The organism is Bradyrhizobium sp. CCBAU 45384, assembly GCF_028128665.1.
Classification (GTDB): domain Bacteria; phylum Pseudomonadota; class Alphaproteobacteria; order Rhizobiales; family Xanthobacteraceae; genus Bradyrhizobium; species Bradyrhizobium manausense.
Map to the genome: position 1 here is coordinate 503,202 of NZ_LBIZ01000120.1, position 11,956 is coordinate 515,157.

The following is an 11,956-nucleotide window of genomic DNA, read 5'->3' on the forward strand; positions in this document are numbered from 1 at the left end:
GGATTACGAGCACGAGGCGATGACCGTTTCCAAAACCGCTGAAAAGTCCGCCGAAAAGGCGTCGGAGGCGACCAAGGGCCGCAAGGAGGCGCCGGAGGGGCAAAGCCAGGGTCTTGCCGAAGCCCTCCAGCTCGGCGAGCTCTCCGAGCAGCTCGGCTACGTGCTGAAGCGGGCGCAGCTCAAGGTATTCGAGAACTTCCTGCGCTGCATGGCCTCGCTCCAGCTGACGCCGGCGCAGTTCTCGGTGCTGCTGCTGGTCGAGAAGAATCCGGGCCGTAACCAGACCGAGATCGCCTCCACCCTCGGCATCCTCCGGCCGAACTTCGTCGCGCTGCTCGACAATCTCGAGAGCCGCGACCTCTGCGCCCGGATCCGCTCCACCAACGACCGCCGCTCGCACATCCTGGTCTTGACCGACAAGGGCAAGGCCGTGCTGACCCGCGCCAAGAAGCTCGTCGCCACCAAGCACGAGTCGCGGCTGAACGAGCTGCTCGGGCAAGCCAACCGCGAAGCCCTGCTCGCGATGCTCTCGAAGATCGCGAACGAGTTTTGAGCGATTTCGTCATTCCGGGGCGATGCGAAGCATCGAACCCGGAATCTCGAGATTCCGGGTTCACGCTTGCGCGTGCCCCGGAATGACGGGAGAGGTGCGACCCCAATCCACCAAAATTACCCTGATTATCATCCACGCTCGTCAGCGTCGGGTCGGGCTGCAGCAGATCGCCTTCATAGTCGCGAAGGTCGCAGCATCGATCAGTGTGCAACAGGCGCCCGCAGGGCGTGAGCTCCGAGGACGTCGTCGGATTGATGCGCTGCAAATACAAAATGATGCTTGAAACATCACTTTGTATACCTTAAGCTTGGCAAATCAATCACCCTCATTGCCACGGAGATCCTGCCCGTGATCACCGCCGCGCAGCTTCGAGCCGCCCGAGCCTTGCTCGGGATCGACCAGCGCGAACTTGCGCAGCGCAGCTCGCTGTCGCTGCCGACGATCCAGCGCATGGAGGCCTCCGAAGGAGTGATCCGCGGCAATGTCGATTCCCTGATGAAGCTGGTCGAGGCCCTGTCGGTGGCGGGCATCGAGCTGATCGCCGATGGTGCGGCGTCGAGCGCCGGAGGGCGCGGCGTGCGGCTGAAGTCCCCACCTCCGAGCGCGGGCAGCCAATAGCGATGACGACGCGCGCGCAGATCATGATCCGGGAGCGGCCATGATCGCGGTGGCGCTATGGTCAGTGGCGGTTCTGCTGGCGCTGACGCCGGCTGCAATCGGGCTGTCGATGCGTCCGCGCGGCTCGGTCGTGCTCTATGGCGCCTGCCTCGTCATCACGGCGACGCTCTGCGCCACCGCGCTCCTCCATTTGCTCGATCCCGGCCATCCGGTGTTGAGCGCGACGCTGCCGATCGGACTGCCCTGGCTCGGTGCCCATGTCCGGCTCGACGCGTTGTCTGCCTTCTTCCTCGTCGTCGTCAATCTGGGCGGCGCCGCTGCGAGCCTGTTCGCACTCGGTTACTCCAAGCACGAGGATTCCCCCGGCCGCGTGCTGCCGTTCTATCCTGCCTATCTCGCAGCGATGAACGTCGTCGTGCTGGCGAACGATGCCTTCAGCTTCCTGGTCGCCTGGGAATTCATGTCGCTGACCTCCTGGGCGCTGGTGGTGTCGCATCATCGCGAAGCCGAGAATGTCCGCGCCGGCTACGTCTATCTTCTGATGGCGAGTTTCGGCACGCTGGCGCTGCTGCTCGCCTTCGGCCTGCTCGCGAGCGGCGCCGGCTACGATTTCGATGCGATCCGGGCTTCTCATCCTTCCGCTGCGCTGACCGGCATGGTGGTGATCCTCGTGCTGCTGGGCGCCGGCTCCAAGGCCGGCCTGGTGCCGCTGCACGCCTGGCTGCCGCTCGCCCATCCCGCTGCACCCAGCCATGTCTCCGGCCTCATGAGCGGCGTCATGACCAAGGTCGCCGTCTACGGCTTCGTGCGCATCGTGTTCGACCTCCTGCCCGAACCGGTGTGGTGGTGGAGCATGGTGGTGCTGCTGGTCGGCGGTCCGACGGCGACGCTGGGCGTGCTCTATGCGCTGATGCAGCGCGATATCAAGCGCGTGCTCGCCTATTCGACGATCGAGAACATCGGCATCATCTTCACCGGCCTCGGGCTGGCGCTGGCTTTCAAGGCGCAAGGGCTCGACTGGGTGGCGGCGCTCGCCTTCACGGCGGCGATGCTGCACGTCTTCAATCATGCACTGTTCAAGAGCCTGTTGTTCTTCGGCGCCGGCGCGGTGCTGGGAGCAACCGGCGAGCGCGACATGGAGAAGCTCGGCGGGCTGATCCATCGCATGCCGAAAACGGCGTTCGCGGTGCTGATCGGCTGCGTCGCCATCTCGGCGCTGCCGCCGTTCAACGGCTTCGTTTCGGAATGGCTGACCTTCCAGGCGATTTTGCTCTCGCCGCAACTGCCCTCCTGGGGCCTCAAGCTGGTGATTCCGGCGGTCGGCGGTCTGCTGGCGCTCGCGGCCGCCTTTGCCGCGGCCTGCTTCGTCAAGCTTTATGGCATCAGCTTTCTCGGCCGGCCGCGTTCGGATGTCGCGGCGTCGGCGCATGAGACCGACCGCTTCTCGCTGACCGCGATGCTGCTGCTCGCCGCCCTCTGCCTCATTGCCGGCATCCTGCCCGGGCTGCTCATCGATGCGCTGGCTCCGGTGAGCAAGGCCATGGTCGGCAACGTCATGCCGCATCAGGTCGGATTGCAGTGGCTCACCATCGTGCCGATCGCGGAAAGCCGAAGCTCCTATAACGGCCTTCTGGTGTTCGTGTTCGCGGCACTCTGCGGCACGGCGGCGGCGACGGCCATTCACCGTCTCGCCTCCGATCGCCTGCGCCGCGCACCGGCCTGGGATTGCGGCTATCCCGATCCGAACCCGGCGATCCAGTACTCGGCCTCCAGCTTCTCGCAGCCGATCCGCCGCGTGTTCGGCAGCGTCATCTTCGCCGCGCGCGAGATCGGCGAGATGCCGCCGCCGTCCTCGCCGCGCCCCGCGCGGCTCCAGGTCGAGCTGCGCGATTTGATTTGGGATGCGCTGTACGCGCCGATCGCTAAGGTCGTCTCCTTTGCGACGGACCGCATCAATATCCTCCAGTTTCTCACCATCCGCCGCTACCTGACGCTGGTCTTCGTGGCGCTGATCGTGCTGCTGTTGGTGGTGGCGCTATGAATGCACTGCGCGACATCCTCTCCCAGGGCGCCCAGATGTTGCTGGTGCTGGGACTGGCGCCGCTGCTGACCGGGTTCGTGCGCAAGGTGAAGGCGCGGCTGCTGCGCCGGCGCGGGCCGCCACTGCTGCAGCCCTATCGCGATCTCATTCGCCTGATGCGCAAGGACGTCGTGCTCGCGGACAATGCATCCTGGCTGTTCCGCGTCATTCCCTATCTGATGTTCGCGGGAACCTGGGTCGCGGCCTCGCTGGTGCCGACCTTCGGCAACGGGCTGCTGTTCTCCTGGACCGCCGACCTCATCGCCATCATCGCGCTGCTCGGCAGCGCCCGTTTCTTCCAGGCGCTCGCCGGCATGGATGTCGGCACCGCCTTCGGCGGCATCGGCTCCAGCCGCGAGGTCATGATCGCCTCCCTCGCCGAGCCCGCGATGCTGATCACGGTGTTTTCGGTTGCGATGATCGCCGGCTCCACTCAGCTCGCCAACGTGGCCGAGTTCATGGGCTCGGACGCTGTCGGCCTGCGCGTGTCGCTGGGCATGGCATTCGTGGCATTGACCATCGTGGCGCTGGCGGAAAATGCCCGGATCCCCGTCGACAACCCCGCCACTCATCTCGAGCTCACCATGGTGCACGAGGCCATGGTGCTGGAATATTCGGGGCGACATCTCGCGCTGGTCGATCTGTCGTCGCAGCTCAAGCTCCTTCTCTACGTATCGCTGATCGCCTGCGTGTTCCTGCCATGGGGAATGGCGACTGCGGACGCGAGCGTTGGCAGGTTCGTCTTCGGTGCGCTGCTCTATCTCGGCAAGCTGACGGTCCTTGGTTTCCTGCTCGCATTGTTCGAAACCGCAATCGCCAAGATGCGCGTGTTCCGGATTCCCGAGTTTCTGGGCGCGGCGCTGATGCTGGCATTGCTCGCCACCCTGTTGCGCTTCGTGTCGGGGAGCCTCTGACAGATGAGCAGCCTGCAATTCGACATCGCCCACCTGCTCGCCGGCTCCCTCGTGCTGGCGAGCTTCATGATGCTCTACCAGGACCGGCTCTATGCGTTGCTCAACGTCTACGCGCTGCATGCCGGCGTGCTGGCGCTGTCGGTGGCGTGGCAGGCCTATGTGCAGCAAGCGCCGCATCTTTATCTCACGGCGCTGATCGCGCTGGTGTTCAAGGCCATCATCATTCCGGTGGCGCTGCACCGGATCATCAAGCGGCTCGGCATCCACCGCGAGATCGAGAACGTGATCGGGATCGGGCTCACCATGATGGCCGGCATCGGCCTCGTCGCGCTGTCGATGGTGGTGATGCTGCGGGTGACGCCGGGCGCCGACGCGCTCGCGCGCGAGGACCTTGCCTTCGCGCTGTCGGTGGTGCTGCTGGGGCTCCTGGTCATGGTGACGCGGCGCAACGCCGTCAGCCAGGTCGTCGGCTTCATGTGCTGGAGAACGGGCTGGTGCTGGCGGCGACCGGCGCAAAGGGCATGCCGCTGGTGGTCGAGATCAGCGTCGCCTTCTCGGTGCTGATCGCCTTCATCGTGATCGGTATCTTCCTGTTCCGCATCCGCGAGCGCTTTGACAGCGTGGACGTGCAGGCACTCGATCGATTTCGCGGGGAGCGGCGATGAGCATTGACGTCCTCAGCGCCATCCTCGTGATCCCGGCCGTCTCGGCGGCGCTGCTGGCGATCTTGCCGGGCTATCGGCAAACGGCGAAGCTGAACGTGGTGGCGGCACTCGCGACCTTCCTGACTTCGCTTTCGCTGTTCGTGGTCGAGCCGGTGTCGGGGCAGTATCTGCTGGTGGACGATCTCAACAAGGTCTTCATCGTGTTGACCACCTTCGTCAGCTTCACCACGTCGGTATTCAGCGCGAGCTATATCCAGCACGAGATCGAGACCGGGCGCCTGACGCCGGCGTTCCTGCGCTTCTATCACGCGATGTATCAGACGCTGATGTTCGCGATGAACCTCGCGCTCATCGCCAACAATATCGGCCTGATGTGGGTCGCGGTTGAAGTGGCGACGCTGACGACCGTGCTGATGGTCGGCATCTACCGCACCCACGAGGCGCTGGAAGCGGCCTGGAAATATTTCATCCTCGGCAGCGTCGGCATCGCGCTGGCGCTGTTCGGGACCATCCTGGTCTATATGGCGGCGCGCCCGGTGGTCGGCGAGGGGCTCGACGGCATGGTGTGGTCGGTGCTGGTGAAGCACGCCGCACAGTTCGATCCGGCGCTGCTCAACGTCGCCTTCGTCTTCCTGCTGCTCGGCTACGGCACCAAGGTCGGCCTCGCGCCGCTGCACGCCTGGCTGCCCGACGCCCATGCGGAAGGCCCGACGCCGATCTCGGCGGTGCTCTCCGGCCTCCTGCTCAACGTCGCGCTCTACGCTCTGCTGCGCTTCAAGATGATGCTCGCGGTCAATCTCGCCGCCATCGCGCCGGGGCCGCTGATGGTGACGATGGGCCTGATCTCGGTGATCTTCGCGTCGCTGATGCTCTACCGCCGCCGCGACATCAAGCGCATGTTCGCCTACTCCTCGATCGAGCACATGGGCATCATCGTCTTCGCCTTCGGCATGGGCGGGCCGCTGGCGAATTTTGCCGGCCTGCTCCACATGACCATGCATTCGCTGACCAAGTCGGCGATCTTCTTCGCCGTCGGCCATATCGCGCAGGTCAAGGGCACGCAGAAGATCGCCGACATCGGCGGACTTACGGTGACCAATCCCGTGCTCGGCTGGGGCTTGATGCTCGGCGTCGTCGCCATCGTCGGGTTGCCGCCGCTCGGCATCTTCATGAGCGAGTTCCTGGTGGTGAGCTCGGCCTTCTCGCACGCGCCCTGGCTGACGGTCATCCTGGTGCTCGGCATCATCATCGCGCTCGGCGGCCTGTTGCTGCGCATCGGCGCCGTGATGTTCGGCGAACCCAAGGGACCTACCGCGCCGGCGGAGGCGTCCTATGTACCAATGTTCACGCATCTTGCGCTGGTGCTGATGGCCGGCATCTATCTGCCGCCGGGGCTGGTCGCCGGCTTCCAGAACGTCGCAAAGCTCCTGGGGTAGCGATGGGCATCCTCGACAGCATCCCCCATGTTCATGCGGTGCCGTCGCACCGGCCCTGGCCACGTGCGGTCGTGACGGAGGCGGGCTGGCAGGCGGCGATCGATCGGCTGGTCGAGGGAGGCCTCACACTGCTCGGCTTCTGGGGCGAGCCGACCGCAGTGCATATGGCAATGCTCGATGGCAGCTCGGCCGAGATCGCGGTCGTCACCTACGCGTGTCCGGCCGGCACGTTTCCAAGCGTCGCCAGCCGTCATCCGCCTGCGCTTCGGCTGGAACGGACCATCCATGATCTGTTCGGGCTTGTTCCAGACGCCGCTGACGATCTGCGACCGGATTTGCGGCCATGGCTCGATCACGATGCCTGGGGCCGGTCTTATCCGCTCTCCGGCCGCAACGCATCGCGCGACGCGCAGCCATACCAGTTCCTTCCGGCCGAGGGCGAGGCGTTGCACCAGGTCGCGGTCGGCCCCGTCCATGCCGGGATCATCGAGCCCGGCCATTTCCGCTTCACCGCCAATGGCGAGCACGTGGTGCGGCTGGAGCAGTGGCTCGGCTACACCCACAAGGGCATCGAGTCCTTGATGCAGGGCGCTGACCTCGAGGCCGCGGCAAAGCTCGCCAACCGTACCTCCGGCGACAGCGCGGTAGCCTACGCCTTCGCTTTTGCACGCGCAGCGGAAGCGGCGCTCGATATCCAGGTGCCGCGGCGGGCGAATTATTTGCGGGCGCTGATGGCGGAACTGGAGCGTCTCGCCAATCATTTCGGCGACATTGGCGCGATCTGCAACGATGCGTCGTTCGCGCTGATGCATGCGCAGACCGGTATCCTGCGGGAGCGGACCCTGCGCGCTGCGGATATTGCGTTCGGCCATCGCCTGATGATGGACGTCGTCGTGCCCGGTGGCGTGGCGCGCGATATCGCGCCGGACGGTCTCCCGGCGCTGCGAATGCTGCTTGCGGAAATCAACAAGGTCTTCCCGCGCCTGATCGAGCTTTACGACAACACCGCGTCCTTGCAGGACCGCACCGTCACCACGGGCATCGTGAAGGCGGACTATGTGCGGCAGTTCGGCGCCGGGGGCTATGTCGGCCGGGCCTCGGGCCGCGATTTCGATGCACGCCGCACACTTGCCTACGCGCCCTACGATCATCTGTCGTTCGAGGTGCCGGTGCTGGATATGGGCGACGTCAACGCGCGGGTCTGGATCCGAATCCGCGAGGTCGAGCAGAGCGTCGAATTGATCGCGCAGATCCTGGACTTGATGGAGCCGGGCGAGATCAGGACCGCACCGCCGGCGGGGCGCGGCGGATGCGAAGGTCTGGCGCTGACGGAAGCATTCCGCGGCGACGTCCTGGCGTGGCTGCGGCTCGATGGCGAGTTACGCGTCGAACGCTGCCACCTGCGCGATGCGTCGTGGTTCCAGTGGCCGCTGCTGGAAACCGCGATCGAGGGCAACATCATCGCCGACTTCCCGCTCTGCAACAAGTCGTTCAACTGTTCCTATTCGGGCGCGGACCTCTAAGCCATGCGCAAGACCCTGCTCGAAAGCCTCACCCATGGTTCGCTGACGGAGCCCGCGCCGGCGCCGGACGCTTCGGCGTTGGCCGAGCTCGCCGCGAAAGTCGATCGCGCCGCCCAGGCCAGGCTTGGGCGTTCTCTTGCCATTCGCGAGGTCGATGCCGGGTCCTGCAACGGCTGCGAATTGGAGATCCACGCGCTGTCCAACGCCTTCTACGACGTCGAACGTTTCGGCCTGCGCTTCGTCGCCTCGCCACGCCATGCCGACGTGCTGCTGGTGACGGGTCCCGTGACCAAGAACATGCGACAGGCACTGGAGCGGACCTACAACGCGACGCCCGATCCGAAGTGGGTCGTCGCGGTCGGCGGCTGCGCGATCGACGGCGGCATTTTCAGAGGCAGCTACGCCTGCGTCGGCGGCGTATCCGAGACCGTTCCGGTGGATCTGCACATCAAGGGCTGCCCGCCGTCGCCGACGGACCTGTTGAAGGGCCTGCTCGCGCTGCTCGAGCACGTCAGCGCCAAGCGGTAAGGCCCACGGCGGGGCGAGCGCCCGCTACGCCGCGGCGATCCGGTCTGGCATGGCGGGCCTGTCAGCGGCGAGGAAACGGCGCTCGATCTCCGCGGCGGGCAAAGGCGGGCTGAACAGATAGCCCTGCATCTCGTTGCAGCCCTCCGCCGAAATCCGCTCGCGCTGTTCGTCGGTCTCCACGCCCTCTGCCGTGGTGGTCATGCCCATGCCCTGCGCCAGTGCCGCCACCGCCCGCACGATGCTGAGCGATCCCGCATCGTTGCCGACGCCGCCGACGAAGGACCTGTCGATCTTGATCTTGTCGAACGGGAAGCATTGCAAATAGGTCAGCGACGAATAGCCGGTGCCGAAATCGTCCATGGCGATCCTGACACCCAGCGCGCGGAGCTGGCGCAGCGTCGCGAGCGCGCCATCGCGGTCCTGGATCAGCACGCTTTCCGTGATCTCGATCTCGAGTCGTCCCGGATCAAGCCCGGTGGCCGCCAGCGCGCTGACGATCACCTCGGTCAGGCCCGGCTGGCGGAATTGCACGGCCGAGATGTTGACGGCGACGTGCAGATGGTTCGGCCACCGGCTCGCGGTGGCGCAGGCCTGCCGGATCACCCACTCCCCGATCGGCATGATCAAGCCGATCTCCTCCGCGAGCGGGATGAAGTCGCCGGGTGCGACCAGTCCGCGCCGCGGATGCCGCCAGCGGATCAGGGCTTCGAACCCGCTGATCTCGCGGTCGCTGGCTTTCACGATCGGCTGGTAGTGCAGCTCGAACTCGCCGGCAGCAAGGCCCTTGCGCAGATCGAGCTCCAGCGCGCGACGGTTCTGCGCCTCTTCGTCCATGGCCGGCTCGAAGAAGCGGTGCATGCCGCGACCGTTGCTTTTCGCCCGGTACAGCGCGACGTCGGCATTGTGCAGGAGTTGCTCGGGCGTCGTGCCGTCGCGCGGCGCAACGGCGATGCCGACGCTCGCGCCGGCAATGGCCTGATGTTCGTCGAGCTCGAACGGTGCGCTCAACGCGCCGACCACCTCGCGCGCCAGCACCTCTGCGTCGCCTTGGCCTGAAATCGGCGTCTGCAGGATCACGAATTCATCGCCGCCCATGCGCGCGATCGTGTCGCTCTCCCGTGCCAGCCGCCGCAGGCGGCGGCTGACCGCCTGGAGCAGGATGTCGCCGGCCTGGTGACCGAGCGTGTCGTTGACCGCCTTGAACTTGTCGAGATCGATGTGATGCACCGCGAACAGGCCGCCCTGTTCGATCGTCTGCCTGAGCCGCTGGCCGAGCAGCGCACGGTTGGCGAGGTCCGTCAGCGCGTCATGATGCGCCATATGCGCGATCTGCAGCTCCGCCTTCCTTTGCTCGGTGATGTCTTCGTGGGTTGCGACCCAGCCGAGATCCGGCATCGGACGGTGCCTGATCTTGAAGGTGCGTCCGTTCCGCAGCTCGACGATGCTGTCGGTGGCCTCGGCCGACGTGGCGACACCGGTCCGCCAGCTGGCGTATTCCTCGCGCGTCATCGCCGGCACGCTGCCGGCCTCGAAACGCATCTCGAGGATCTCCGCCAGCGGTGTGCCGGGACCGACGCGATCGGGCGGCAGGCCGTACATGTCGATATAGCGCGCATTGCAGACCCGCAACCGATGGTCGGCGTCGAAGAAGCAGAGCCCGTGCGACATGTTGTTGATGGCGATGTCGAACTGGAAATTGCGTTCCTGCAGCCGCGCGCTGAGCTCCTCGCGCTCGGTGATGTCCTCGTGGGTCGCCATGCCGCCGCCGCCGGGCAGGGGGTGGATGGTGTAGGCGATGATCCGGCCGTCGTCGAATTGCTGGACGGTCCGCTCGCTGGCGATCGAACCTTCGGTGCGGGCGCGGACATAGGCGCCGGCTTCGCCGCGAATGTTGAGGCCCAGCTTGAGCCGATGCTCGATCAGGTCCTTGATCGGCGTGCCCGGACGAACCTGTTCGGGTGACAGGGCGTACATCTCGCGGTAGCGCGGATTGCAGAAAATCACCTTGCGGTCGCTACTGAAGAGGATGATTCCAAGCCACAGATTGCTGGTGGCGCACGCCAGCAGCTCGCCGAGCACGAGCGGATCGATGCCTTCCACCTGCCTGTCACTCTCAGTCATGCGCGTTGCCCCCGAGCGCGCATTAGAGCAGGCGGTGGTGAACGAGCCCAACGATTTGCCCAAATAAGCAGCAGGTTCCTCAAACTGCGGCGAACGCGAGGTTAAGGACAGCGATTCCGGTGACCGGCGTGGCGCAGTACGGCGCGGAGTCAGAGATCCTTAACCATGGCGATCCGCGGGATCAGATGGTTTCGGCCGTCGCGGTGTCAGTCGACCAGGATCACCCTGATGTCGTTCACATTGGTCAACGTCGGTCCCGGCTGCAGCAGGTCGCCCGTCGCTTCGAAGAAGGTCGTGGCGTCGTTGTTGTCCAGATAGGCCTGCGGCTGAAGCCCTTGCGCCTTCATCTTGGCGAACGTCGCCGCATCGATCAGCGCGCCGGCGGGATCGGTGGGATGGCCGGCGCCGCCGTCGGCGCCGTCGGTGTCGCCGGCAAGCGCCGCGATGTCAGGCGTGTCCTTCAACAGCGAGGCCAGCGCCAGCGCGTACTCCTGGTTGGGGCCGCCGCGCCCCTGGCCGCGCACGGTCACCGTGAGCTCGCCGCCGGAGAGGATGGCGACACGCTTGCCTTGCGCGCGGGCCTGGAGCGCAAGCCGGGCGTGATCGGCCGCGACCTCGCGGGCCTCGCCTTCGAGATCGGCGCCGAGATCGATGGTCTCGTAGCCGGCCTCCTTCGCAAGTTTCACCGCGGCGTCCAGCGATTGCCTGGGACGTGCGATCAGCTCGAACGAGGCGCGTGCGAAGGCCGCATCACCGGGCTTGGCGCTTTCGTTGGCGGGATTGTCGAGCGCGCGCGCGACGGCATCGTCGATGGCGAGCTTGTACTTCGCGACGATCGCACGCGCGTCGGCCAGCGTGGTCGTGTCAGGCACGGTCGGACCGGAGGCGATCGCGGAAGGGTCGTCATGCGGCACGTCGGAGATCGCGAGAGTCACGATTGCCGCGGCGTTCTGGCCGGCGCGTGCGAGACGTCCGCCCTTGATGCGCGACAGATGCTTGCGCACGACATTCATCTCGCCGATCGGCGCGCCCGAGCGCAGCAGCGCCTTGTTGACCGCCTGCTTCTGCGCAAAGCTGATCCCGTCCACCGGCGCGATCCAGTTCGCCGATCCGCCGCCGGTGAGCAGCACCAGCAGAAGATCGTCGGGGCCGGCCTCGCTCGCCAGCGCGAGCGTGTCGGCGGCGCCTTTCAGGCCGGCCTCGTCGGGCACGGGATGGCCGGCCTCGACCACGCGGATCCGGCGCGTTGGCACGCCGTAGCCGTGGCGCGTGGTGGCGATGCCGACGAGGCGTTCCGGCGCGAGCCCCAGCGTGTCGAGATAGTGCCGCTCCGCGGCCGCAGCCATCGCGGCGGCGCCTTTGCCGGCGGCGAGGCAGATCACGCGCCCCTTCGGTGCGGGACGCAAGTGAGGCGCCAGGATCGTGTTCGGATGGGCGGCGGCCACCGCGGCATCATAGAGCGCGCGGAGCAGGGGACGTCGGTCGGTCATGACGATGGCTTTCGGCTAACTCTTGAGC

Annotated in this window: 9 protein-coding genes and 1 pseudogene; 8 read left to right on the forward strand and 2 right to left on the reverse strand. The window is 66.1% G+C overall.

Going from position 1 to position 11,956, the window contains the following annotated elements; all coding sequences use genetic code 11:
* Window positions 1-19: 19 nt before the first annotated feature.
* The 8 genes and pseudogenes from XH80_RS42165 to XH80_RS42200 all read left to right on the forward strand — a co-directional run bounded on the left by XH80_RS42165 (window position 20) and on the right by XH80_RS42200 (window position 8,317).
* Entirely contained in the window at window positions 20-553 is a 534-nt protein-coding gene (locus tag XH80_RS42165; protein ID WP_271603719.1) for a MarR family winged helix-turn-helix transcriptional regulator, read from the forward strand.
* 348 nt (window positions 554-901) lie between these two features.
* Entirely contained in the window at window positions 902-1,171 is a 270-nt protein-coding gene (locus XH80_RS42170) for a helix-turn-helix domain-containing protein (protein WP_220002265.1), read from the forward strand.
* Window positions 1,172-1,211: 40 nt separating this feature from the next.
* Window positions 1,212-3,212, forward strand: a complete 2,001-nt coding sequence (hyfB, locus tag XH80_RS42175) for a hydrogenase 4 subunit B (RefSeq protein ID WP_271603720.1) — start codon at window positions 1,212-1,214, stop codon at window positions 3,210-3,212.
* Window positions 3,209-4,165: a respiratory chain complex I subunit 1 family protein gene (locus XH80_RS42180; RefSeq protein ID WP_271603721.1), complete on the forward strand. Its 957-nt coding sequence runs from the start codon at window positions 3,209-3,211 to the stop codon at window positions 4,163-4,165. The genes hyfB and XH80_RS42180 overlap by 4 nt, the downstream gene beginning before the upstream one ends.
* 3 nt (window positions 4,166-4,168) lie before the next feature.
* Window positions 4,169-4,830 (forward strand): annotated as a pseudogene (locus XH80_RS42185) (hydrogenase-4 component E).
* Window positions 4,827-6,266 carry a hydrogenase 4 subunit F gene (locus XH80_RS42190; protein ID WP_057759531.1) on the forward strand — a complete coding sequence of 480 codons (1,440 nt, stop codon included), beginning with the start codon at window positions 4,827-4,829 and terminating at the stop codon, window positions 6,264-6,266. Before XH80_RS42185 ends, XH80_RS42190 begins: the two are co-directional and overlap by 4 nt.
* Before the next feature lie 2 nt (window positions 6,267-6,268).
* Entirely contained in the window at window positions 6,269-7,789 is a 1,521-nt protein-coding gene (locus XH80_RS42195; protein WP_271603722.1) for a hydrogenase large subunit, read from the forward strand.
* Between the two features lie 3 nt (window positions 7,790-7,792).
* Window positions 7,793-8,317 (forward strand): NADH-quinone oxidoreductase subunit B family protein, encoded by a 525-nt coding sequence (locus XH80_RS42200; RefSeq protein WP_271603723.1) that lies wholly within the window; start codon window positions 7,793-7,795, stop codon window positions 8,315-8,317.
* Window positions 8,318-8,341: 24 nt separating this feature from the next.
* Here XH80_RS42200 and XH80_RS42205 read toward each other — a convergent pair whose 3' ends face one another.
* Window positions 8,342-10,438 (reverse strand): sensor domain-containing protein, encoded by a 2,097-nt coding sequence (locus tag XH80_RS42205; protein ID WP_271603724.1) that lies wholly within the window; start codon window positions 10,436-10,438, stop codon window positions 8,342-8,344.
* A gap of 206 nt (window positions 10,439-10,644) precedes the next feature.
* A complete protein-coding gene (locus XH80_RS42210; RefSeq protein ID WP_271603725.1) occupies window positions 10,645-11,928 on the reverse strand; it encodes a glycerate kinase type-2 family protein in 1,284 nt (427 codons plus the stop codon).
* Window positions 11,929-11,956 lie beyond the last annotated feature (28 nt).

Excerpts from the sequence above, each read along its gene's own strand:
- XH80_RS42205 (WP_271603724.1), bottom strand. The coding sequence starts at position 10,438 with ATGACTGAGAGTGACAGGCAGGTGGAAGGCATCGATCCGCTCGTGCTC.
- XH80_RS42165 (WP_271603719.1), top strand. The coding sequence starts at position 20 with ATGACCGTTTCCAAAACCGCTGAAAAGTCCGCCGAAAAGGCGTCGGAG.
- XH80_RS42195 (WP_271603722.1), top strand. The coding sequence starts at position 6,269 with ATGGGCATCCTCGACAGCATCCCCCATGTTCATGCGGTGCCGTCGCAC.
- XH80_RS42210 (WP_271603725.1), bottom strand. The coding sequence starts at position 11,928 with ATGACCGACCGACGTCCCCTGCTCCGCGCGCTCTATGATGCCGCGGTG.
- XH80_RS42200 (WP_271603723.1), top strand. The coding sequence starts at position 7,793 with ATGCGCAAGACCCTGCTCGAAAGCCTCACCCATGGTTCGCTGACGGAG.
- hyfB (WP_271603720.1), top strand. The coding sequence starts at position 1,212 with ATGATCGCGGTGGCGCTATGGTCAGTGGCGGTTCTGCTGGCGCTGACG.
- XH80_RS42180 (WP_271603721.1), top strand. The coding sequence starts at position 3,209 with ATGAATGCACTGCGCGACATCCTCTCCCAGGGCGCCCAGATGTTGCTG.
- XH80_RS42190 (WP_057759531.1), top strand. The coding sequence starts at position 4,827 with ATGAGCATTGACGTCCTCAGCGCCATCCTCGTGATCCCGGCCGTCTCG.